This is a genomic window from Bacillus sp. 005/A4HT-01/001, from assembly GCF_004634445.1.
GTDB classification, from domain to species: Bacteria; Bacillota; Bacilli; order Bacillales; family Bacillaceae; genus Bacillus; species Bacillus altitudinis.
Genome location: NZ_SEIZ01000001.1, coordinates 1028199 through 1053007 on the forward strand (window position 1 = coordinate 1028199; position 24809 = coordinate 1053007).

The window sequence follows — 24809 nt, forward strand, 5'->3', positions numbered from 1 at the left end:
CTATATGAAACGTGCTCGTTATACTGCGTAATATGAACCTAGAGCAATTATAAGTAGGTTTACATGAAAAGACAAGCTAACCATCATGCATTTTCAATAGAAGAAACATTACCAAAAAGACTAAATCGGAGCTTTAAAATGAGAAATTACAGCTGTTTCTCTGAACAAAAGACAAATTTCATCAAAAAAGCATGAGGCCTACTTAAGCAGTTGGCTCCTCATGCTTGACGAGAATTTTCTTCATTTTTCGTTCAAAATCTCTTCTTGGGATCATCACGCTGTGCCCGCACCCTTCGCATTTAATACGAATATCCATGCCCAAACGAATAACTTTCCACCGATTGGCACCACATGGATGGGGTTTTTTCATTTCAACGACGTCATGTAACCCAAATGCTTTGTCTGCCATCAGCATTCACCTCTCTTGCTCACTTCATTAAATCTATTGTACAAAAAAATGCCGATAGAGAGCAATGCACAAAATAAAGAGCCGCTGTCATGTATCAATCCCGTTCTTTTTTATAGAAAAAACCCTTCTTTTAGATCATTTTATTTGTGACCAATAGTTACTTAAACTCCGCTTTTTTTCAATATTGTCACAAACACTGTAGGTCAAAAGGTTTTTATTGGTAGAACGCTGTGGTTTTTCCATATTTTTTGATTTATGATATCTGCATAAATGTTATGTGAGGGAGCAGGTACGATGGTCAATCGAAAGGATAGATTAACCGACAAAGATTATAAAATCATATCCGATCACGCTGGAAACGCAGAGAATTACCAGCAGAACCATACGATAGAAGTAGGTCAGCATACGCTCACTGTCAACGATTTTCTAAAAATAGATCATCAATTATATGGTTTAACGATGCAGCAGGAACAGTCAGATGAGTTCATTGTCGCGTTTCACTGTCCTCTGCCAAAACAAATGACGGTGACATCGACACAAGAAGTTCAAACGGCTACCCAATCATTGTTAAAAACGGATTATGCCTACCCCATTGAAAGAAAATCCTTAGCCGGGAAACAAGATCATGTCTTTTTTAAAGGGAAGGAATACATCGAGGACGTCTGTCAGAAGCACCCGAATGCAACCATCTATCTCACTGGACAAGCGCTTGCCGGTGCTGTTTGTGCTTACATTGCGACAGAACAGCCAGCTGTCAAAAAAGCCATCACATTCGATAGCCCAAATATATGGAGCAGCCTGGCACCTTCCATTCAGCAAAAAGCAGTAGAAGGAAAATATACCCATGTTCTCACGGAATATATTCAACCCAATCATTATGTAGGTTTACTCAATCGCCATGATCATGGAGTTGGACAAGTCAAGTACACCGTACCACCCCGGGAGCAGGGATCGGTCCAAGAATCCATAAAATATAAACCAAGAGAAATTGACACCTTTTTAAGATCAGCTTTTGCATCAATGAATATAGAGTGGAACGAATCGTTTGATACAAATGCATTTTTAGCTCTCGTTTCAGGAGAATTCAAAGTAAATGGGTATTCATTCCATTCGAATGGAACCGCTCGTATTTTAGATGAACAGCTTGATCACAATACAAGTTTTACAGCGATGCTTTTACAAGAAATCCATTCAGGCCGTGCATATGCACAAAACGGGCTTGAAATTATCATAAAATCCCATTTACTAAAAAATTCATCGTATGATCTACAAAGTATTATTGAACATGAAGTACACACTGTATTTGAGAAAATAGATGGAATTGATGATAGTGTCAAAGATGCCGTCCATCATGTAAAACAAGAGCTGAAAGGACTTGTAGGATTTGGTCACTATGATTTATTAACCCATAGCGATGTAGAAGCACTGTTAGAGGAAGTAAGGATGGAGCAGCCGCAATCATCCTTTTATTCTCATGAAAAACAACTGAATGCCTTGTACACCTTGAGAGACTACGAACAAGAACTTTCCACCCTTTCAAGACATATGTACACAATGGGTGATGACTATGCCAAGGCAGATAGACGCCTTGCGATGCAAATGGGTATTCGTTAAGAAAGGAGTCGCCATATGATCAATCAAAATAAACCTCCTAGTGACGCCCAGCGTTTCTTGCAAAATGTGAGTGCCCGCCGCTCCATGTCTGTATTCGAAAGTCAATCTGCACCACAAACACAATCGCAATCACCTGAAGAAATTGCCGCTATTCAGGCCATGCGCAGAGAAGGACAACGAAAAGATTTAAAGCGATTGCTGAAAATGCGGCTTCACGATGAATTGGCAAACACACGCATGCACTTGGAGTACCAATTGTCCAAAACAGAAGACATGATGAACCAGACAACCATTGTCAAACAGCATGTATCCCAGCATTTAAAGGGACAAGCCATCTCAGAAATAGAGGAACGCATGCAGCGTCTCCAGCACATGCCTGTATATGACGATATCAAGGAAGCGATTGATTCCATTCGGATAAAATAAGCACTTCTCTTTGAAAGAGAGGTGTTTATTTTATTTTATCAGTATAATTTTTAGAACGGAAAAATATCTTTTTACTTAAAATCGGATACAGCATTAAACAGACAAGCAAATAAAGATTGAGCAAGCTGTAAATCGGATACAAGAAAGCAATTAAATCAGCAAATCCAAGAGAGGTTAAAGGTGCCATCAAAAGAAGCATGATGAATACAATGAACCAGCGGGGCATTCGTACAAAAGAGAGCATGCGGCTGGATAAACCAAATAATCCCGCAGCAGTTGTTGTATAAATCGCTAAACAAAGAACAATGGTCATAAACACAAACAATGATGTTGGTGCCCCCTCTAATACTGTAAACAAAGGAATCCCTTCTGCTGAAAGACTCCCAGAAATATCAACTAGTATTTCGTTATACACATAAGAAATGACACCAAAAATCAAACCGCTTAATATACTTGCAACCTTGGCCTCTCCAAGCCCCTTCATTTCTTTCCCCACTGAAGATAGCACCGCCACAACAGATAATATATTCAAAGAAGCAAAGACGATACTGGCAGGCCAATTGTATTGCTGGCCAAAATCAATTCTCCACATATGATCATTATTCATATAATAAAAAACAAACGCATAGATGAGCCCCGCCACCAAAATTGGTATAATGAAGGCATTCACAGATAAGAGCCCTTTCACATCCCAGAAAAAAATCATAAATGAGAATAAACAAAATGCACCGATTCCAACCCAAAATGGCACATGATACATCTCAAGTGTCACCCCGCCACCGGCAATCATGACTGTTGTTGTCGTGAATAGATAAAGAACAATTAAAATATCATACACCTTGGCCAGCCAAGGACCTACAAGACGCTCTAACACCGGCACAAAATGATCAGCACGCACCTCATAACTGATTTTTAACACCACATAGGTCGACAGCATAAACATGAGCGTAAACAGTAGAATGGCTAGTCCGCTATCAAGGCCAAAAAACTGCCAAATTTCTTGACCAGAGGCATATCCCGCTCCTATCAAGCTTCCTAAAATTAAAAGCGTCCACCTTGAACCAGCCTTCCACACAATCATCACCTCATAGGTATAGAATTAAGCTTGTTTCCGTATACTGTTACTAACTACTATGACAAGGAAGTGAGACCTATGAATAGCAAGAACGGTCTTTTTTTAAGAAATAGGGTGAAAGAATACGTGTCCCATACGGATACAAATGCCATTCAGCAGCTTAAAAGTATTTTATTCTCGCATCTTCAGAAAGCAGGAAAAAGACCCGTTGCCATCGTCTGCATAGGAACAGACCGCTCAACCGGTGACTCTCTAGGTCCACTTGTAGGAACAAAGCTTTCAGGTCTGGATTTAAAAAAGCTGCATGTATACGGCACTCTCTCTGACCCAGTGCATGCGGTCAATTTAAAGGAAAAGCTCGCTGAAATTGAACAAGCTCATAAACATCCATTTATCGTAGCCGTTGATGCCTGTTTAGGGAGAGTGAAAAGTGTAGGATCGTTTCAAATTGGAGAAGGACCGTTAAAGCCCGGTGCAGGTGTCCAAAAAGAGCTTCCAGAAGTAGGTAATATTCATATTAATGGAATCGTCAACGTGAGCGGTTTTATGGAATACTTCGTTCTCCAAAACACACGTCTCCATCTTGTGATGTCTATGGCCAATACACTGTCTGAAAGTCTATCCCACATTGATCAAATGGATTGGACGAGAGAAAAAAGCCGTTCTCTCTTCACCCCTATTCAAAATATCACGGGAAGAATATAAAAAAGACCATCTCATATCAAGATGGTCATTCCGATGATTCTCTCGTAGAAAGCAATTCAAGGATTCTTTCTAAATCTTCATTTGAGAGAAATTCAATCTCAATTTTCCCTTTTTTCTTCTGTTTCTTGATCGTCACTGAAGTACCAAAGTAATTTTGTAAGAAAGATTCTCTTTCTTTCAACATGCGATCCTTTGGTGCTTCTTTTTTCTTTGTTTCACGTGGAACATTTTCATTTAATTGCTGAACAAGTTTCTCAACCTGACGGACATTTAATCCTTCGTCCACGACCTTCTTTACCAATGGCGCCAGCTTCTTTTTGTTTTTCAAACTAAGCAGCGTGCGTCCATGTCCCATGGATAATGTTCCATCTGCAATCAGCTTCTGTACTTCATCCGGTAATGTTAATAAACGAAGGTGGTTCGCAATATGCGGTCTGCTTTTGCCTAATCGCTTGGCTAATTCCTCCTGAGTCACACTTAAGTGATCTAGTAAGGAGGCATAGGCTTCCGCTTCCTCTAATGGAGATAAATCCTCGCGCTGTAAGTTTTCTAAAAGAGCGATCTCCCTCATCAGTGTTTCTGAAAATTCCCTGACGATCGCAGGAATCGTTGTCAAACCAGCTTGTTGTGCTGCACGGAAACGGCGTTCTCCCGCGACAATGTCATATCCCTTAATGGACTTACGAACAATAATCGGCTGTAAAACACCATGCTGCTGAATTGATTCTTTGAGATCAGACAATGCATCATCATCAAACGTTTTCCTCGGCTGATAAGGGTTCGGACGCAAATCCTTCAACTTAATTTCTTCGACAGTTTCTTCATTGGCATCCACATTGTTAAATAGTGCATTAATACCCTTTCCAAGACCTTTAGCCATTCGCATCCACTTCCTTTGCTAAGTCTAAATAGACATCTGCACCTCTTGAACGTGGATCATACAAGATAATAGGTTTCCCATGACTAGGCGCTTCACTTAGTCTCACATTTCTCGGAATCACGGTCTGATAGACTTTATCTCTAAAGTATTTTTTTACTTCTTCGATGACTTGGATTCCAAGATTTGTTCTTGCATCCAGCATTGTCAGTAAGACACCTTCAATGGCAAGGTCGGTATTTAGATGTTTCTGCACAAGACGAACCGTATTCAACAATTGACTCAATCCTTCAAGCGCATAATATTCACACTGAACCGGTATTAAAACAGAATCGGATGCAGTTAACGCATTAATCGTCAGTAATCCAAGCGATGGCGGGCAGTCAATAATCATATAATCATAATTTTGCTTCACAGATTCAAGTGCTCTTTTCAGCCTCACTTCACGTGAGATCGTAGGCACAAGCTCAATTTCCGCCCCTGCAAGCTGTATCGTCGCAGGAATGACATCAAGATTTTCGACCTCTGTCGTCTTAATCACATCAAGTACATCTGCATCGTCTACTAAAATATCGTACACGCACTTCTCTACGTCGGCCTTCTCAATCCCAATACCACTCGTGGCATTTCCCTGCGGATCAATATCAACTAACAACACTCGTTTTCCTATGTATGCTAAACACGCACCCAAATTAACAGAAGTTGTCGTCTTCCCAACGCCGCCCTTCTGGTTGGTAATCGCTATGATTTTCCCCACGATGTCACCCACTTTCAACTTAACAAATTTCTCATTCATTCATACTTCCTATTCTATCAAAAAAAGTATGAAACGTTTGCTTTTTTTGTTTCCCCATTATAAATTCGTGAATGAATCTGTGTTTCCGTACATGAATAGATGCATAAAAATATGTTTTAAAAATATATTAATATATCTTTTTTAAAGAAAATAACTAGACAAAAAACCCCCACTTTTATAAAAGTGAGGGAGATACAATCAAAAGTTTAGCCCGCCAATTTTTCGGCCTTCACTTACAATGACTTTAGGTGTCACTGTTTTATAGTTCTTCTTTTTCAAAAAACCATAGGGTGCTTTAATGGTAAATGTGGCATGTCCAACAGCGTCCCCGGTTTTCGCGTAAGCCTGCCATACAATCTTTGAACAATAAGTAGGGTCCAAGGATTGAATAGACATAGTGATCGAATATCGAGCCTTCGGATGGTCTTTCACGTAATCATGCGCCCAATCCCCTGCTAAATCTGCCTTTTCCTGATGATTAATCCGAATCACCTTTGTATTGGCACTATAGCGAAACCAGCTTTGAATGGAATCAATATTTGGATGCTGCCGGAACCCAGGAATGGATGCATAGCTTTTCTCATTAATGACGATGCCTGCATGACCAATTAAACCATTCAAAGCACCAGTGCTCGTCACCAATATATCCCCTTTTTGAGGCATAATATCGGTTCCAGGATACGGTTTACCAAAAAGATGGCGAATGGTATTCGGCCTTTCATCCGTTACCATTTCATCCTGTTTGTTTTGCCTTAAACCATAGTTCTCCAAATCATCATCAGCTGTGATCACATCGATCGCATCGTCCTGAGACGCTTGCTCTTGATTTAATTGTTGAACCGTTACATCTGTCGAAACCACACCTTGTTTCTTCAGAGTACTCAGTTCTTCTTTCGTAATCGTTTCTTCCGCTGAATGAGTATCATGATTCGTTGACGTGCTCACAGCAAATACAGTCGTTTCATTTGAAAAAAGAGAAAAAGAGATTAGTAAATAACAGATAATAGCAAAAATAGTCTTTTTCATTTTCATCGGTTATATGTCACCTCCCTTCTACTATGAAAATCATATTTTACCAATTAATTAATAATAAGTAAATATCATGAATTGAAGGGAGAGAAAGACAAAAAAAGCTGACGAGTAATGCTCATCAGCTTCTTTCTATTTAGGAATTCGAATCGTTAATTGGATATATTCCTCAAATTCTTCTTCCTCGGTGTTTATTTTAAGTCCGCTGTCTTCTACCATGTGGAGAGACTGACGAATGGTATTCATCGCAATTCGCGTATCTCGGCTAAACGCCTTACGTTTCGGCTTCGGTTTGCGATCTGTTTTTTGTTCAAGCATCTTCACTACACGCTCTTCAGTCTGTTTCACATTCAGCTGCTTTTCGATGATTTCCTGCAACAGCGTGATCTGTAATTCTGGCAGCTTTAGAGGTACAAGTGAACGGGCATGTCTCTCAGAGATTTTTTTCTCCAAAATGGCTTGCTGTACCTCTTCAGGCAACTTTAAAAGTCTTAGTTTGTTTGCAACAGTCGATTGTCCCTTACCTAAACGCTGAGCAAGCGCTTCTTGCGTTAAATCATGAAGCTCTAAAAGACGAGCATAAGCATGAGCCTCTTCAATTGCAGACAGCTCTTCTCTTTGCAAATTTTCAATCAATGCCACAGATGCCGTTTCCGTATCAGTAAAATCTTTTATAATAGCGGGGATCTTCTCCCATTGAAGAGTTTGTACCGCTCTCCAACGTCTTTCGCCGGCGATCAGTTCATATTTTCCTTCTTCTTCTGTTGGTCTAACAACAATCGGTTGAATAATGCCATGGGTATGAATGGTTGTGGCCAGCTCTTGTATCTTTTCTTCTGAAAAAATGGTGCGTGGCTGAAAACGGTTAGGCATAATTGTGTCGACCGGGAGCTCCTGTATCTCTTCCTTTAATGTTTCATGCTCAGCAATCTCTGCCTCTATTTCGGTATCACGCTCAGGATGTTCTTTGTCACCAAGCCCGAAGAAGCGTGAGAGTGAATGCTTCATGAACCTACACCACCTTTAAAAACTACCTTTTTATAATTCTATTTTCTCATGTTTTTTCCTTCTGTAAAATCATAAATATTGAAGAAAAACCGACCTTTTACATGATCAACCCTCTATTGGTGATTTATTAGGTGTTCCTGGTTTTCTAGGATATTTTTTTGGTGTTTGTTTTTTCTTTTCAATGACAATGATGTTCCGTTCGCTTTCTTCTAAAGGAAGAACAAAGGAATGCTTTTCAACAACCTCTCCTCCGAGGACAGTAACGGCTTTTTTTCCTGCTTGCACCTCTTCATCTGCAGCAGATGCTTTTAATGCAACAAACAAACCTTCCTTTTTCACAAGAGGCAGGCATAGTTCGCTCAAGACAGATAAGCGCGCAACTGCTCTAGCGGTGACAAGGTCATAGCTTTCACGTTGATCTTTACGTTGCCCAAAGGTCTCCGCACGATCATGATAAAAAGTAGTATCTTGTAAGTTTAACCCTTTTGCTAACTCATTGAGAAACGTAATGCGTTTCTGGAGAGAATCAACAATGGTCACATGTAGATGAGGGAAACAAATTTTAAGAGGAATGCTTGGAAAACCAGCACCAGCTCCAATATCACAAATTGTTGTCACATTGTGAAAATCAATAAAAAATGCTGCTGATATCGAGTCATAAAAATGCTTTAAATATACTTCTTCCTTTTCTGTAATGGACGTTAAATTCATCTTCTCGTTCCATTCTACAAGCATATGGAAGTAAGTTTCAAATTGTTCAAGCTGCACTGGAGAAAGAGTGATCCCTTTCTCCTCTAGTGCTGCTGTAAATTGTTCAATGTTCATGCCGACATCCTTTCTACTCTGCTATCTTCGCAATACGTCCCTGCTCCAAATACACTAAAAGGATAGAAATATCAGCAGGGTTAACGCCTGAAATACGAGAAGCCTGTGCAACAGAAAGCGGTCGGACTTCTTTTAGCTTTTGCTTCGCTTCAGTTGCAATCCCTTTGATGGCATCATAATCGATTCGATCCGGAATCTTTTTGTTTTCCATCTTTTTCAGCTTTTCAACTTGTTGGAGCGACTTTTCAATATAACCTTCATATTTAATTTGAATCTCTACCTGTTCACACACATCAGCAGGAAGCGGTGTGTCAGCAGGAGCTAGTTTCACAACAGATTCATAGTTCATCTCTGGACGCTTCATCAGATCACTTGCTCGAATACCGTCCTTCAATTCACTTCCACCAAGAGAACGGATATATTCCTGTGTCTCTGCTGTAGGTTTAATAATGACAGAATATAAACGTTTTTTCTCTGCTTCAATGGCCTCTTTTTTCTGTGTGAATGCTTGGAATCTCTCTTCAGAAATTAAACCAATGTTATATCCAAGTTCCGTTAATCTTAAATCAGCATTGTCATGACGCAGAAGTAAACGATACTCTGCACGAGAAGTTAAAAGACGGTAAGGTTCATTTGTACCCTTCGTGACAAGATCATCAATGAGAACACCGATATATGCATCAGATCGGCTTAAAATGACTTCTTCTTTACCCAATGCTTTTCTTCCTGCATTGATACCTGCCATAATTCCTTGACCTGCTGCTTCCTCATAACCAGAGGTACCATTAATTTGGCCAGCTGTATATAATCCAGAAATTTTCTTCGTCTCAAGTGTCGGCCACAATTGTGTAGGCACAATCGCATCATACTCAATGGCATAACCCGCTCGCATCATTTGTACATTTTCAAGCCCTGGAATGGTTGACAGCATTCGCTGCTGTACATCCTCTGGCAGACTTGTAGATAAACCTTGAACATACACTTCTTGCGTATTACGGCCTTCTGGCTCTAAGAAAATTTGATGTCTCGGTTTATCGTTAAAACGAACCACCTTATCCTCAATAGACGGACAGTATCTAGGACCTGTTCCTTTAATCATACCTGAATACATAGGAGAACGGTGAAGATTCTCATCAATAATTTGATGAGTCTCTAAACTCGTGTATGTTAACCAGCATGGTAATTGATCTGTAATATATTCCACAGTTTCATAAGAAAACGCACGTGGTACATCGTCACCTGGTTGAATTTCCGTCTTACTATAATCAATCGAGTGGCTGTTTACTCGTGGTGGTGTCCCAGTTTTAAAGCGAACCAAATCGAATCCTAATTCTGCTAGATGATCCGATAATTTAATGGAAGGCTGCTGATTATTAGGACCGCTTGAATAAGAAAGATCCCCTAAAATAATGCGGCCTTTTAAGAAAGTACCAGTCGTTAGAACAACAGATTTCGCGCGATAATTTGCACCTGTTTGAGTCACAACACCTTTACATTCATCATCTTCTACAATTAAATGGTCTACCATCCCTTGTAGCATTGTTAGGTTTGGTTCATTTTCCATTGTTTTTTTCATTTCGTGCTGATATTGAAACTTATCTGCTTGCGCTCTTAACGCACGGACAGCAGGTCCTTTTCCAGTATTCAGCATACGCATTTGAATGTGCGTCTTATCTATATTTCGTGCCATTTCCCCGCCTAGCGCATCAATTTCTCTGACGACAATCCCTTTAGCGGGACCTCCTACGGACGGATTACATGGCATAAAAGCAACCATATCGAGATTGATGGTCAATACAAGTGTTTTGGCGCCCTGTCTTGCAGAAGCAAGAGCAGCCTCAACACCAGCATGACCGGCACCGACGACGATTACATCATATTGGCCAGCTTCATAACCCATTTCTTTTGTTCCTCCCTTTACTTTCCTAAACAGAATTGAGAGAATAACTGATCGATTAAGCTTTCATGAACAGCATCCCCAATAATTTCACCTAGCTGCTCCCAGCAGCGTGTTAAATCTATTTGAACAATGTCGATCGGTACATCCATTTCAATTCCTTCTAGAGCATCTTCAATCGATTGTTTTGCTTCTTGAAGGAGCGCAATATGCCTAGTATTGCTCACATACGTTAAATCTCCACTTTCAATTGAGCCTGTGAAGAATAAAGATTGAATGGCCATTTCAAGCTCATCAATCCCTTTTTCTTGTAATAAAGATGTTGTAACAACCGGACGATCCTTCGCTAACTCTTTTACCTTTTCTACATCAAGTTTAGGCTCAAGATCTGTCTTATTGACAATCACAATAATATCCATACCTGAGACAGCCTCAAATAGCTTAATATCTTCCTCGGATAACTCTTCACTATAATTGAGCACAAGTAAAATCAGGTCAGCTTCTTTTAAGACCTGTCTTGATCGCTCGACCCCAATACGCTCAACAATGTCTTCAGTCTCACGTATACCCGCAGTATCTACTAAACGGAGCGGTACTCCTCTTACATTCACATATTCCTCGATGACATCTCTGGTTGTTCCAGGAATATCGGTCACAATCGCCTTTGTTTCCTGAACAAGACTATTTAATAAGGAAGACTTCCCAACATTTGGCCTTCCAATAATAACAGTAGATAAGCCCTCACGTAGGATTTTCCCCTGCTGTGAAGTCGTTAGAAGCGATTCAATTTCCTTTTTCACAGATGTCGCCTTTTCAACTAAGACTCGATGTGTCATTTCTTCAACATCGTCATACTCTGGATAATCAATATTCACTTCTACATGGGCAAGTGTCTCCAATATCTCACCACGAAGACGTTTAATCAAACCGGAGAGACGTCCCTCCATTTGAGTCATTGCGACATTCATCGCACGGTCAGTTTTTGCACGAATCAAGTCCATTACGGCTTCTGCTTGTGACAAGTCGATTCTTCCATTTAGGAAAGCGCGTTTTGTAAACTCACCTGGCTCCGCTAATCTCGCTCCTTCTTTTAAAGCAAGCTGCAAGACTTTATTGACCGTGACAATTCCGCCATGGCAGTTGATCTCAATAACGTCTTCTCTCGTAAATGTTTTTGGCGCTCTTAATACAGACACCATGACCTCTTCTATCACTTTCTCGGTACTTGAATCTACAATATGACCATAATGAATTGTATGAGAATCCACTGATACAAGTTTTTTTTCCTTAGGCCCCTTATACATGCGATCAGCAATCTGAACTGCATCAGGCCCACTTAAACGTATAATGGCAATTGCCCCTTCACCCATTGGTGTAGAAATTGCTGCAATTGTATCCACCGCTCATTCACCTCTTTCTCTATTCAATAGACAGTCTTATATCTATTATAAATGGACGTTGTCCATCTCTATATCAAAAACGCTTAATCCAAAATTTAAAGATACCATAAATGCATGCGAAGCGAAAGTAGCCCACATTTAATTATCCACAGTTTTACACCCTGTCTATTTTAACACTTAACTTATCCACATGTGAATAACGACGTTCTAAACTTGTCTTCACATCTTACACCTAAATCCAATAAATTAAAACGCCCTTCTCCCTTTGCAACTAAGGGAAAATGACGTTTTCGATCTAAATAACACACTAACTTTTTAGAAATAAAGGAGTAATCTACTATTAAAAGGTAATTTTTCAATAAAAAAAGACTAAAATCCAGCTTTGCTGAATCTTAGCCTTTCTGCTATTTTTTATACAGCACCACAACATGACGCTTGGTGCCTGTATCTTCGGATGCCGTGGCAAGTTCTTTAGAAAATGCTGCAATCGTATCATGAACGACTTTTCGTTCATTCGAAGGCATCGGTTCTAAATGAACCTTTCTCTTCGTTTTTAAAACACGATTTGCCGTTTTGATTGCGTATTGTTCAAGTGCTTCTTGTCGTTTCTTCCTATAATCTCCAATATCAATTGTAATATGATGATACTGATCAGAATAACGATTAAACACTAACTGCACCAAGGTTTCTAAAGAGTACAGTGTTTGTCCTCTTTTTCCAATCATTAATGAAGTTTTGTCTCCATCAATGTGAAAAGAGATCTTTTTCGTTTCTTTTTTCGAAACAATGTTTGCTTTAGGATCAATTGATTTAACAATTTTATCTAAATACTGTGTTGCTAATTTGAGCGCATCTCGCTTTTCTACTAACTTGACAACAGCTTGTCTTTTACCAAATAATCCTAAAAACCCTTTGTTTCCTTCATCTACTATTGTGATATCTACTTCTTCTTGTAGTAGTTGAATTTGTTTCAGTCCGGAATCTACTGCTTCTTCGACTGTGCGACCGACAGCAGTTATTTCCTTCATTTTTTGTTCCCGCCAGCTTTTTCTTTTGTATCAACTTTTACTTGAGGTGTTTTAATGACCAAAGTTTGAATGATCATGAAAATGTTACCTACAACCCAGTACAGTGAAAGTGCCGCTGGGAAACTGATTGCAAATACAATGATCATAATCGGCATCACCCAAAGCATAATCGCCATTTGAGGGTTGTCCGAAGGATTTCCAGCCATCATTAGCTTCTGCTGTATAAAAGTAGCTACACCTGCAATAATCGGTAACAGGAATAATGGATCTGGACTGCCTAAGTCAAACCATAAGAAAGTATGTTTCTTGATTTCAGCTGTTCTCATGATCGCATGATAAAAACCAATTAAGATTGGCATTTGAATTAAGATTGGGAAACACCCTGCTAATGGATTTACACCATTCTTTTGGAAAAGAGCCATTGTTTCCTGTTGAAGCTGCTGCTGTGTTTTTTGATCTTTTGAGCTATATTTTTCACGAAGCTTCTTTAGTTCTGGCTGAAGTGCTTGCATTGCTTTTGTACTTCTTAATTGTTTAATCATTAATGGTAAAATAAGCAAACGAATTAAAAGAGTTACAATAATAATCGCTACACCATAGTTTTCACCAGTTAAGTTTGCCATGTAAGTGATTAATTGAGATAGCGGGTATACAATGTAAGAATTCCAGAATCCCTTACTATCTGATGTGATTGGTTCATTGATTTGTGTACATCCTGCCAATAGAACCAATACGCCAATCAAGCTAAATATTAGTAATAATCGCCTTTTCAACAAGATTCCTCCCATTACTTCAAACTTTATTTAAGTTGGAATTGATTACGAAAGTGACTCACCTAATCAGTATGGTAACATTTTTTCATTACAAAGTGGTGGTTTCATTTTAATTCACTAGATGAAGGAAGCGCTTTTAAAAATTGATTCAACGAAAGTTTCTATTACGAAGACTTTTTCGGTTGTTGTTGATAAACAGCGGATTTTCTAAATAAATGCTGGAGAGACTTCTTTGTTTCTTCAAAGGTCAATTCGCTTGCTGGTTTTCGTGCGATAACAATGTAGTCTTTTTCTTGCTTTAGCTTATGACCTTCCTCTAAGAACACCTGACGGATCAATCGTTTAATCCGGTTTCTTATCACTGCATTACCTATCTTCTTACTGACAGACAATCCTAAACGCAGTTCTTCTTGATTTGGTTGGTCCAGCTGATAAATGACGAATTGGCGATTAGCCATTGATTGACCTTTTTTGAACACTGTTTGAAACTCTTCATTTTTTTTTAGCCTGTTTCGCTTCTTCATGTTTTCTTCCACTCCGATAAAAACTGACAGTTCATTTACGATTTTATGTAAAAAAGACCACTGACATTATTCAGTGGCCTAAGCTGATAATTTTTTTCTACCTTTGCTGCGGCGTCGCTTTAAAACTAGACGTCCGTTTTTAGAACTCATACGGCTGCGGAAGCCATGAACTTTACTACGCTTACGGTTATTTGGTTGAAACGTTCTTTTCATTTATGACACCTCCCTGAGGAATAGCTGTTTAAGACAGTCTAACTCATTATATTTGTGTAACCCATCGATTGTCAATATCAATGATAAAACTCTTATTATCAACCTTATAAGCATAACACAAGTTATCAAGTGAAGAAACCTTCTTTTTTAGTTTCCAGCATTTTATTCTTTTTTTCCTTCAAAAAAACCTTCAAAACAAGGTTGTGGATATTTTTCCGGCATATTTTGACTATCCACATCCATTATCGACATTTTTTTCACACAAATAACCTATGTGGATAATTATTTTTCAACAGGATGTAAAGTGTGTGGATAAGTTTGTGACACCCATTGCACCATCTTGTTTATTTTGATATTATATTTGTGTTTTAACTCTTAATTACTTATCTGGCCTATTTATCTTATCCACAATTTGTGGATAACCTGTGGAAAGTTATTACACAGCTTGTTGAATTGTTTATCCACAACCTGTGTAATTTGTCGAAAAGACGTTTTTCTACTATATTAATTGTTTTCAACAAAGTATGTGCACGAATGGTGATGACCATTTGCTCTTTTTCGTGTTCTATAACAGTTTGATACTGGTCATTTTAAAAAGAAAAGGAGGGGGGAGAAGCCTTATGGAAAATATTTTGGATCTGTGGAATAAAGCACTTCAAAAAATAGAGACAAAATTGAGCAAACCTAGTTTTGAAACATGGATGAAGTCCACTAAAGCCCATTCTCTTCAAGGAGATACGCTGACTATTACTGCACCTAATGAATTTGCGAGGGACTGGCTCGAGTCAAGATACCTTCACTTAATTGCAGATACCATCTATGAACTGACAGGCGAAGAGCTCAGCATCAAATTTATCATTCCTCAAAATCAGGACGAAGAGGAAGCCATGCCAAAATCTCCAATCAAAAAAATGTCGAAAGAAGAACCCGTTGAAATTCCACAAAATATGCTGAATCCAAAATATACATTTGATACTTTTGTTATTGGTTCAGGCAACCGTTTTGCTCATGCAGCTTCACTTGCAGTCGCAGAAGCACCAGCAAAAGCATATAACCCGCTTTTTATTTATGGGGGCGTTGGTTTAGGAAAGACTCACTTAATGCATGCGATCGGTCATTACGTCATCGACCATAATCCATCAGCCAAAGTGGTCTATCTATCATCTGAAAAATTTACAAATGAATTTATCAACTCAATCCGGGACAACAAAGCAGTCGATTTCCGTAATCGCTATCGGAATGTAGATGTGCTTTTGATAGATGATATTCAATTTTTAGCAGGAAAAGAACAAACACAAGAAGAGTTTTTCCATACATTCAACACACTTCACGAAGAAAGTAAGCAAATCGTCATTTCTAGTGACCGGCCGCCAAAGGAAATTCCGACACTTGAAGACAGATTACGCTCTCGATTCGAATGGGGCTTAATTACAGACATTACCCCACCAGATCTAGAAACGCGTATTGCGATCTTACGTAAAAAAGCAAAAGCAGAAGGTTTAGACATTCCGAATGAAGTCATGCTTTATATTGCCAATCAAATCGACAGCAACATTCGGGAACTGGAAGGTGCTTTGATTCGTGTTGTTGCTTACTCTTCTTTAATCAATAAAGACATCAATGCTGATCTAGCAGCTGAAGCCCTAAAGGACATCATTCCTTCATCAAAACCTAAGGTGATTACAATTAAAGATATTCAAAGAATTGTAGGGCAGCAATTTAATATTCGATTAGAAGATTTCAAAGCGAAGAAACGTACGAAATCAGTTGCTTATCCAAGACAAATTGCGATGTATCTCTCTAGAGAAATGACCGATTCCTCTCTACCTAAAATCGGAGAAGAATTTGGCGGACGAGATCATACGACCGTCATTCATGCTCATGAGAAAATTTCAAAATTAATCGTTGAAGATGAACAGCTTCAGCAGCATGTCAAAGAGATCAAAGAACAACTAAAATAATCAAGCTGATAAGATAAGTACGGGAAAATGTGAATAACTAGAGCATAGTCATACACAGTCTGTCCACATGTGGATAGGCTGTCTTTCCTTTCTTTCTACTGACTTATCCACATATTCACAAGCCCTACTAGTACTTCTACGATTTTTATTAAATAAATATATATACATGTCATTAAGAAAAATTAGGAGGACCACTATGAAATTCACGATTCAAAAAGATCGTCTTGTTGAAAGTGTCCAAGATGTATTAAAGGCCGTATCCTCTAGAACAACGATTCCTATTTTGACAGGGATTAAAATTGTTGCATCTGATGAAGGGGTTTCTCTCACAGGGAGCGATTCTGATATCTCAATCGAATCTTTTATTCCTCAAAGAGATGGAGATTTAGAAGTCATTACAATTGATCGACCAGGAAGTATTGTGCTGCAAGCCCGCTTCTTTAGCGAAATCGTTAAGAAACTGCCTATGTCTACAGTCGAAATTGAGGTAGAACAAAATCATCTGACCATCATCCGCTCTGGTTCAGCAGAATTTAATTTAAACGGTTTAGATGCTGAAGAATATCCGCATCTGCCACAAATTGAAGAGCATCATGCTTTTCAAATTCCAACAGATTTGCTTAAAAACCTTATCCGTCAAACGGTTTTCGCAGTGTCCACCTCAGAAACACGACCTATCTTGACAGGTGTAAACTGGAAGGTTGAAAAAGGTGAATTAATATGCACAGCAACGGATAGCCATCGTCTTGCTTTAAGAAAAGCGAAGTTGGATATTAACGAGGAAAGCTCGTACAATGTGGTCATTCCAGGAAAGAGTTTAACAGAGCTAAGTAAAATTCTTGATGATGGACAAGATCTTGTGAGCATCGTCATTACGGAGACACAGGTTCTCTTTAAAGCACAGAACGTGCTATTCTTCTCAAGATTGCTGGATGGTAATTACCCAGATACAGCTCGCCTCATTCCGCAAGAAAGTAAAACGGATGTAGTGGTGAATACGAAAGAATTCCTTCAAGCGATTGATCGCGCGTCACTTTTAGCAAGAGAAGGGCGTAACAACGTTGTGAAGCTTTCTGCTGATCCTGCTCAAAGCCTTGAAATCTCTTCTAATTCGCCTGAAATCGGTAAAGTAGTTGAAACGGTGCAAGCAGATGACATTAAAGGGGAGGATCTCAAAATCTCTTTCAGTCCGAAATATATGCTAGATGCTTTAAAAGTATTAGAGGGAACAGAGATTCATGTCAGTTTCACTGGCGCAATGAGACCATTCCTATTACGCACGCCAAATGATGATTCCATTTTGCAATTGATTCTTCCAGTTAGAACGTATTAATTTGGTCTAAAATGGCTGCTGTGTGAGCGCACAGCAGCTTTTTTCCTCATTTCCTCTGCTTTCTTTCATCCCAGTTCGCTTTCCCCCTTTCCTTCTGGTCTTGTTTTTTAGTACAATTAGATATTAGTGATATTGAAAGAGGTCGATACAATGCCTAATCTGATAACGATTGAAACAGAAATGATTACATTAGGGCAGTTTTTGAAATTAGCCGAAGTCATTCAATCTGGTGGAATGGCGAAGTGGTTTTTAAGTGAACATGAGGTGTTCATCAATCAAGAGCCAGATAATAGACGGGGACGCAAATTATACCCAGGTGATGTTGTCGAGATAGAAGGTCACGGCACATTTCAAGTTGTGAATTAGAAACGGGTGACAATACATGTACATTCAAAGTCTGGCGTTAACTTCATACCGAAACTATGAACACACCGAGCTTCAATTCGACAATAAGGTGAATGTGATGATTGGTGAGAACGCCCAAGGTAAAACGAACCTGATGGAAGCGATCTATGTATTGTCGATGGCAAAGTCTCATCGTACGTCAAATGATAAAGAACTTATCCGATGGGACGAAGACTATGCTAAAATAGAAGGTAGAGTCATCAAAAAAAATGGTCCACTCCCCATGCAGCTCGTGATCTCAAAAAAAGGAAAAAAGGGCAAGGTCAATCACATTGAACAACAGAAACTCAGTCATTATGTTGGTGCCTTGAACACCATCATGTTTGCACCAGAGGATCTCAGCCTTGTGAAAGGTAGCCCGCAAATCCGCAGAAGATTCCTCGACATGGAGATTGGACAAGTGTCTGCTGTCTACTTGCATGATTTATCGCTCTATCAAAAAATCCTCACTCAGCGAAATCATTACTTGAAACAATTGCAAACAAGAAAGCAAACGGATCAAGCGATGCTGGAGATTTTAACAGAGCAGTTGATTGATGCGGCAGCGAAGGTTGTCAAAAGACGACTGACTTTTACGAAACAGCTCGAAAAATGGGCGCAGCCGCTGCATTTTGGGATTTCAAGAGAGCTGGAAACGCTCACGCTCCAATACCAGACGGCCATAGAGGTATCAGAAGCGTCAGACTTGTCGAAAATAAAAAATAGCTATGAAGAATCGTTTCAGAAACTAAGAGACAGAGAAATAGACCGAGGGGTGACGCTATGGGGGCCTCACAGAGATGATCTTCTTTTCTTTGTGAATGGTCGGGATGTTCAGACATATGGCTCTCAAGGGCAGCAAAGAACAACAGCTCTTTCACTAAAGCTGGCAGAAATTGATCTGATTCATGAAGAAATCGGTGAATACCCAATTCTTCTACTCGATGATGTTTTATCTGAACTTGATGATTACAGACAGTCTCATTTGCTCCATACCATTCAGGGACGTGTACAGACCTTCGTCACCACAACAAGTGTTGAAGGCATCGATCACGCCACCTTGAAAGAAGCGGAAATTTTCAGAGTAGCCAGTGGAAAAGTAATTGACTGATAAATGAGGTGTGGGTCTTGTATATTCATTTAGGTGATGATTGTGTTGTTTCTACACGAGAGATTGTCGCAATTGTTGATTACAAAATGAGGTCATCTTCTGTTGTAGAGGAATTTCTTCAAAAACAAGAAGAACAAATCATTTCGTTGTCACAGGGGACACCCAAATCCATCGTCGTCACAACTAAATCTGTTTATTACTCTCCTCTTTCCTCAAGCACGCTCAAAAAACGTGCTTCATTTGTGATTGAAATTGAAGTCTAAAAGCTCAATTCATATAAATATATCGTTTAAGAAAAGTGTAGGTGAATGTACGTGGCAATGGAACAGCAACATAATAGTTATGATGAAAATCAGATACAGGTGCTCGAAGGACTAGAAGCGGTTAGAAAACGTCCAGGAATGTACATTGGGTCAACCAGTGCAAAAGGACTTCACCATCTTGTATGGGAAATTGTCGACAACAGTATTGATGAGGCTTTAGCTGGTTATTGTACAGACATTACAGTGCAAATTGAAAAAGATAATAGCATCACAGTGAAAGATAACGGTCGCGGAATTCCTGTTGGGATTCATGAGAAAATGGGACGTCCTGCTGTAGAGGTTATTATGACTGTTCTTCACGCTGGTGGTAAATTTGACGGCAGCGGTTATAAAGTATCTGGCGGTCTGCATGGTGTAGGGGCATCTGTTGTTAATGCGTTATCTACGACCTTAGACGTGACTGTATACCGTGATGGAAAAATTCATTATCAACAATTCAAACGCGGTGTTCCAGTTGGAGATTTAGAGATCATTGGTGAAACAGATGTAACAGGGACAACCACTCATTTTGTGCCAGATCCAGAAATTTTCACTGAAACCATTGAATTTGATTACGACACACTTGCTAACCGTGTACGTGAGTTAGCTTTCTTAACAAAAGGCGTCAACATCATCATTGAAGACTTACGTGAAGGCAAAGAGCGAAGAAACGAATACTGCTATGAAGGCGGTATTAAGAGCTATGTAGAACATTTGAATCGCTCGAAGGAAGTCGTTCATGAAGAACCAGTTTACATCGAGGGTGAAAAAGACGGAATCACCGTTGAAGTTGCACTGCAATACAACGATTCCTATACAAGCAATATTTATTCTTTCGCCAATAACATCAACACATATGAAGGCGGATCACACGAAGCTGGCTTTAAAACCGGTCTGACGCGTGTCATCAATGATTATGCTCGTAAAAATGGCGTATTCAAAGATGGAGACTCGAATTTGAGCGGTGAAGATGTACGAGAAGGCTTAACAGCCATTATCTCTATCAAACATCCAGACCCTCAATTCGAAGGACAAACGAAGACAAAGCTCGGTAACTCAGAAGCAAGAACCATTACCGACTCCCTCTTCTCCGAAGCACTTGAGAAATTCCTCTTAGAGAACCCTGATGCTGCAAAGAAAATTGTGGAGAAAGGTGTGATGGCAGCTCGTGCAAGAATGGCTGCCAAAAAGGCACGTGAGCTGACAAGACGTAAAAGTGCACTGGAAGTCTCTAGCTTGCCTGGGAAACTGGCAGACTGTTCTTCTAAAGATCCTTCCATCTCTGAGCTTTATATCGTAGAGGGAGATTCTGCGGGCGGATCTGCTAAGCAAGGTCGTGATCGACATTTCCAAGCGATCTTACCGTTAAGAGGGAAGATCCTAAACGTTGAAAAAGCCCGACTAGATAAAATTTTATCTAACAACGAGGTTCGTTCAATGATTACAGCGCTAGGGACTGGAATCGGAGAAGACTTCACTTTAGAGAAAGCACGTTATCACAAAATTGTGATCATGACTGATGCTGATGTTGATGGAGCGCATATTCGGACGCTACTCCTAACATTCTTCTATCGCTACATGCGTGAAATCATTGAAAACGGTTATGTGTATATCGCACAGCCGCCTTTATATAAAGTGCAGCAAGGAAAACGTGTTGAATACGTGTATAACGATAAACAGCTAGATGAACTGTTAAAAACACTGCCTCAAACACCGAAACCTGGACTTCAGCGTTATAAAGGTCTTGGAGAGATGAATGCTACTCAGCTTTGGGAAACAACAATGGATCCTGATGCGAGAACACTTCTTCAAGTGACACTTGAGGATGCAATCGATGCTGATGAGACTTTTGAAATGCTAATGGGAGATAAAGTAGAGCCGAGACGTAACTTTATCGAAGAAAATGCACAATACGTAAAAAATCTTGATATTTAGATAGGTATCCCCCTTGAGAGCAACCTTATTTCTTGTTTGGAATAAGGTTGTTTTTCAAGAAACAGGGGCGTGAAACGAATGTCCTGGTTTTCTACGTTTCGTTGATTTTCTAGTAAATAAATGTGTATAAAGGCAAGATTATTGATATAATGGAGAATAGTCTTGTGAAGATAAATACATATTTTACTCCCACATAATTTATTTCATGTGATACGTAAAGGGAGGTTCTTATAGTGAGTGAACAACATACACCGAATGTACGCGAAGTGAATATTAGCCATGAAATGCGTACGTCCTTTTTAGATTATGCAATGAGTGTTATTGTTTCGCGTGCATTACCAGATGTGCGAGACGGATTGAAGCCCGTGCATCGAAGAATTTTGTACGCGATGAATGACCTAGGTATGACAAGTGATAAACCATTTAAGAAATCTGCTCGTATCGTTGGGGAAGTTATCGGTAAGTACCACCCTCACGGTGATAGCGCTGTATATGAAGCGATGGTTCGGATGGCGCAAGATTTCAACTATCGTAATATGCTGGTTGAAGGGCACGGGAACTTTGGGTCTGTCGATGGAGACGGTGCAGCAGCCATGCGTTATACCGAGGCACGTCTTTCTAAAATTTCGATGGAGATCCTGCGTGATATCACAAAGGACACCATTGATTATCAAGATAACTACGATGGCAGCGAAAGAGAGCCAGTCGTTATGCCTGCTAGGTTCCCGAACTTATTAGTGAACGGGGCAACTGGAATTGCTGTAGGGATGGCAACGAATATCCCGCCTCACCAACTGGGTGAAGTGATTGATGGGGTATTGGCAATTAGTCAAAATCCTGAAATGACGACACAGGAACTAATGGACATCATTCCAGGTCCAGACTTCCCAACTGCGGGACAAATCATTGGCCGAAGCGGTATTCGTAAAGCGTATGAAACAGGACGAGGCTCTATTACATTACGTGCAAAGTCAAATATCGAAGAAACATCTAGTGGTAAGCAGCGCATTGTCATCAACGAGATTCCTTATCAGGTTAACAAAGCTCGTTTGATCGAAAAAATCGCAGATCTTGTCCGTGATAAAAAGATTGATGGCATTACAGATCTTCGTGATGAATCTGACCGTAATGGAATGAGAATTGTCATTGAACTACGAAGAGACGCAAACGTCCATGTTCTATTAAACAATCTTTATAAACAAACGACACTTCAAACGTCCTTCGGTATTAACTTGCTTGCACTTGTTGATGGACAGCCGAAAGTGTTATCTCTCAAACAATGTCTTGAATATTACCTTGAGCATCAGAAAGTGATCATTCGTCGAAGAACGGCGTATGAATTGCGTAAAGCGGAAGCAAGAGCTCATATTTTAGAAGGCTTAAGAATTGCGCTTGATCACTTAGATGAGGTCATTGCCTTAATTAGAGGCTCTCAAACTGCTGAAATTGCAAGAAATGGTTTGATGGAAAACTATAGCTTGTCTGAAAAACAAGCACAGGCCATTCTCGATATGCGACTCCAGCGTTTGACTGGTTTAGAAAGAGAGAAAATAGAAGATGAATACAAAGGGCTTGTTGACTTGATTGCTGAATTGAAAGCCATTCTAGCAGACAATGAGAAAGTTCTAGAAATCATTAGAGAAGAATTAACAGAAATCAAAGAACGCTTCAATGATACGCGCCGCACAGAAATTGTGACAGCGGGTATAGAAACAATCGAAGACGAAGATTTGATTCCTGTTGAAAATATTGTGATCACACTGACTCATAATGGTTATATTAAGCGCCTGCCTGCATCAACATACCGCAGTCAAAAAAGAGGCGGTAAAGGTGTACAAGGAATGGGAACCAACGAAGATGATTTCGTTGAACAGCTGATCTCAACATCTACGCACGATACAATTCTCTTCTTCTCTAATAAAGGGAAGGTTTATCGAGCGAAGGGCTATGAGATCCCTGAGTTCGGACGAACAGCGAAAGGGATTCCGATTATTAACCTTCTTGAAGTAGAAAAGGGAGAGTGGATAAACGCCATTATTCCAGTCAGCGAATTTGATGAAGATTCGTATCTCTTCTTTACAACAAGACACGGTGTATCGAAAAGAACGTCATTGTCTCAATTTGCAAACATCCGTAACAACGGTTTGATTGCACTCAGCCTACGTGATGAAGATGAATTGATGGCTGTTCGTTTAACCAATGGTGAAAAACAAATTATCATCGGAACGAAAAAAGGAATGCTCATTCGTTTCGACGAGACAGATGTTCGTGAAATGGGACGTACAGCAGCTGGAGTTAAAGGGATCACACTTTCTGAGGATGACATCGTCGTTGGAATGGAAATCCTTGAGCCAGATGCAAACGTATTGATCGTAACTGAAAAAGGTTATGGTAAATTAACGCCTGAAAAAGAATATCGTGTCCAAAGCCGTGGTGGTAAAGGTCTGAAAACATGCAAGATCACTGACAACAACGGTCCGCTTGTTGCAGTGAAGGCGACTAACGCTGAAGCTGAAGAAGACTTGATGATTATTACAGGTAGTGGTGTCATCATCCGTATGGCCGTTTCAGATATCTCCACAACAGGCCGAGTCACTCAAGGTGTCCGCCTGATCCGTCTAGGTGATGATGAACATGTCGCTACAGTGGCATTAGTAGAACAATCACCAGAAGACGATGAAGAGAATAGTGAAGAAAACGTAGAAAATGTAGAGTCAGATCAAGAGCAATCTGAGTGAAAATAAAGCCGGTTTTTCACCGGCTTTATTTTTTTTTTTGAAAAAACATGATTTTTTTTGAAGTTTATAATGCTTTTTTCATAGATATGTGTTAATCTTTCAAAGGAGCAAAAAGAGGCTCTATTTTTTATCTCTTTCATAACAAAAACTTCTTAAAAAAATAAAATGTTTTTCAAGAAAAATGTTGACTATTGATAGAGATATATGATATATTTAAGTGGTCGCTTTGAGAGAGTGACAAACAAGTTCTTTGAAAACTAAACAAGACAAAACGTACCTGTTAATTCGAGTTTTTATAAAAAAATCCTATGATACATCATAGGTAGTCAGTCAAACTGGCGAAAAGCAAAACTTCGGTTTTGTACTTTTTCGGAGAGTTTGATCCTGGCTCAGGACGAACGCTGGCGGCGTGCCTAATACATGCAAGTCGAGCGGACAGAAGGGAG

23 protein-coding genes and 1 rRNA gene are annotated in these 24809 nt (G+C 39.6%); 11 read left to right on the top strand and 13 right to left on the bottom strand.

The features are described from left to right. Positions 1–202: 202 nt before the first annotated feature. Positions 203–409, bottom strand: a complete 207-nt coding sequence (locus ES896_RS05385) for a DUF951 domain-containing protein (protein ID WP_008347561.1) — start codon at positions 407–409, stop codon at positions 203–205. A 294-nt stretch (positions 410–703) separates the two neighbouring features. Here ES896_RS05385 and ES896_RS05390 point away from each other — a divergent pair, with 294 nt between their 5' ends. Next, entirely contained in the window at positions 704–2023 is a 1320-nt protein-coding gene (locus tag ES896_RS05390; RefSeq protein WP_076821505.1) for a hydrolase, read from the top strand. Positions 2024–2038: 15 nt separating this feature from the next. Beyond that, positions 2039–2449: a hypothetical protein gene (locus ES896_RS05395; RefSeq protein ID WP_007497462.1), complete on the top strand. Its 411-nt coding sequence runs from the start codon at positions 2039–2041 to the stop codon at positions 2447–2449. 25 nt (positions 2450–2474) lie between these two features. On the opposite strand, the gene ES896_RS05400 is transcribed toward ES896_RS05395, so the two are convergent. Continuing rightward, positions 2475–3530, bottom strand: a complete 1056-nt coding sequence (locus ES896_RS05400) for a YkvI family membrane protein (RefSeq protein WP_135226528.1) — start codon at positions 3528–3530, stop codon at positions 2475–2477. 72 nt (positions 3531–3602) lie between these two features. On the opposite strand from ES896_RS05400, the gene yyaC reads away from it, so the two are divergent. Then, positions 3603–4229, top strand: coding sequence for a spore protease YyaC (yyaC, locus tag ES896_RS05405; protein WP_008347570.1), 627 nt, complete (start codon positions 3603–3605; stop codon positions 4227–4229). A gap of 25 nt (positions 4230–4254) precedes the next feature. Here the strand turns inward: yyaC and ES896_RS05410 are convergent, their stop codons facing one another. The 11 genes from ES896_RS05410 to rpmH all read right to left on the bottom strand — a co-directional run bounded on the left by ES896_RS05410 (position 4255) and on the right by rpmH (position 14599). Continuing rightward, positions 4255–5109, bottom strand: a complete 855-nt coding sequence (locus ES896_RS05410; protein WP_035390144.1) for a ParB/RepB/Spo0J family partition protein — start codon at positions 5107–5109, stop codon at positions 4255–4257. After that, entirely contained in the window at positions 5102–5863 is a 762-nt protein-coding gene (gene soj / locus ES896_RS05415) for a sporulation initiation inhibitor protein Soj (RefSeq protein ID WP_008360890.1), read from the bottom strand. The genes ES896_RS05410 and soj overlap by 8 nt, the downstream gene beginning before the upstream one ends. A 237-nt stretch (positions 5864–6100) precedes the next feature. Continuing rightward, positions 6101–6934: a YiiX/YebB-like N1pC/P60 family cysteine hydrolase gene (locus ES896_RS05420; RefSeq protein ID WP_041508097.1), complete on the bottom strand. Its 834-nt coding sequence runs from the start codon at positions 6932–6934 to the stop codon at positions 6101–6103. Between the two features lie 129 nt (positions 6935–7063). Then, positions 7064–7939 (bottom strand): nucleoid occlusion protein, encoded by an 876-nt coding sequence (noc, locus tag ES896_RS05425; protein WP_024718432.1) that lies wholly within the window; start codon positions 7937–7939, stop codon positions 7064–7066. Positions 7940–8044: 105 nt separating this feature from the next. Beyond that, positions 8045–8764, bottom strand: a complete 720-nt coding sequence (gene rsmG, locus ES896_RS05430) for a 16S rRNA (guanine(527)-N(7))-methyltransferase RsmG (RefSeq protein ID WP_135226529.1) — start codon at positions 8762–8764, stop codon at positions 8045–8047. Between the two features lie 13 nt (positions 8765–8777). Beyond that, on the bottom strand, positions 8778–10664 hold the full coding sequence (gene mnmG / locus ES896_RS05435; protein ID WP_039169033.1) for a tRNA uridine-5-carboxymethylaminomethyl(34) synthesis enzyme MnmG: 1887 nt from the start codon (positions 10662–10664) through the stop codon (positions 8778–8780). 17 nt (positions 10665–10681) lie between these two features. Then, positions 10682–12061, bottom strand: a complete 1380-nt coding sequence (gene mnmE / locus ES896_RS05440) for a tRNA uridine-5-carboxymethylaminomethyl(34) synthesis GTPase MnmE (RefSeq protein ID WP_135226530.1) — start codon at positions 12059–12061, stop codon at positions 10682–10684. 404 nt (positions 12062–12465) lie between these two features. Beyond that, positions 12466–13089, bottom strand: coding sequence for an RNA-binding cell elongation regulator Jag/EloR (jag, locus tag ES896_RS05445; protein WP_041508099.1), 624 nt, complete (start codon positions 13087–13089; stop codon positions 12466–12468). Then, on the bottom strand, positions 13086–13868 hold the full coding sequence (spoIIIJ, locus tag ES896_RS05450) for a YidC family membrane integrase SpoIIIJ (RefSeq protein WP_089374159.1): 783 nt from the start codon (positions 13866–13868) through the stop codon (positions 13086–13088). Before spoIIIJ ends, jag begins: the two co-directional genes overlap by 4 nt. 158 nt (positions 13869–14026) lie before the next feature. Next, entirely contained in the window at positions 14027–14386 is a 360-nt protein-coding gene (gene rnpA, locus ES896_RS05455; RefSeq protein WP_008347592.1) for a ribonuclease P protein component, read from the bottom strand. A 78-nt stretch (positions 14387–14464) separates the two neighbouring features. Further along, positions 14465–14599, bottom strand: coding sequence for a 50S ribosomal protein L34 (gene rpmH / locus ES896_RS05460; RefSeq protein WP_008360908.1), 135 nt, complete (start codon positions 14597–14599; stop codon positions 14465–14467). Between the two features lie 620 nt (positions 14600–15219). Between rpmH and dnaA the strand changes: the two genes are divergently transcribed. From dnaA to ES896_RS05500, 8 genes are all read left to right on the top strand, one after another. Beyond that, complete coding sequence (gene dnaA / locus ES896_RS05465) at positions 15220–16560, top strand: chromosomal replication initiator protein DnaA (RefSeq protein ID WP_008347594.1); 1341 nt, start codon at positions 15220–15222, stop codon at positions 16558–16560. Between the two features lie 196 nt (positions 16561–16756). After that, positions 16757–17893, top strand: coding sequence for a DNA polymerase III subunit beta (dnaN, locus tag ES896_RS05470; protein WP_008347596.1), 1137 nt, complete (start codon positions 16757–16759; stop codon positions 17891–17893). A gap of 150 nt (positions 17894–18043) precedes the next feature. Beyond that, positions 18044–18259 carry a S4 domain-containing protein YaaA gene (yaaA, locus tag ES896_RS05475; protein ID WP_008347598.1) on the top strand — a complete coding sequence of 72 codons (216 nt, stop codon included), beginning with the start codon at positions 18044–18046 and terminating at the stop codon, positions 18257–18259. A gap of 16 nt (positions 18260–18275) precedes the next feature. Beyond that, positions 18276–19388, top strand: a complete 1113-nt coding sequence (recF, locus tag ES896_RS05480; protein WP_007497487.1) for a DNA replication/repair protein RecF — start codon at positions 18276–18278, stop codon at positions 19386–19388. A gap of 17 nt (positions 19389–19405) precedes the next feature. Then, positions 19406–19651 carry an extracellular matrix regulator RemB gene (remB, locus tag ES896_RS05485; RefSeq protein ID WP_024718423.1) on the top strand — a complete coding sequence of 82 codons (246 nt, stop codon included), beginning with the start codon at positions 19406–19408 and terminating at the stop codon, positions 19649–19651. 57 nt (positions 19652–19708) lie between these two features. Further along, complete coding sequence (gene gyrB / locus ES896_RS05490) at positions 19709–21625, top strand: DNA topoisomerase (ATP-hydrolyzing) subunit B (RefSeq protein ID WP_025206585.1); 1917 nt, start codon at positions 19709–19711, stop codon at positions 21623–21625. A gap of 233 nt (positions 21626–21858) precedes the next feature. Next, complete coding sequence (gene gyrA / locus ES896_RS05495; RefSeq protein WP_046526899.1) at positions 21859–24363, top strand: DNA gyrase subunit A; 2505 nt, start codon at positions 21859–21861, stop codon at positions 24361–24363. Positions 24364–24729: 366 nt separating this feature from the next. Continuing rightward, positions 24730–24809, top strand: a 16S ribosomal RNA gene (locus ES896_RS05500); the annotation flags it as partial.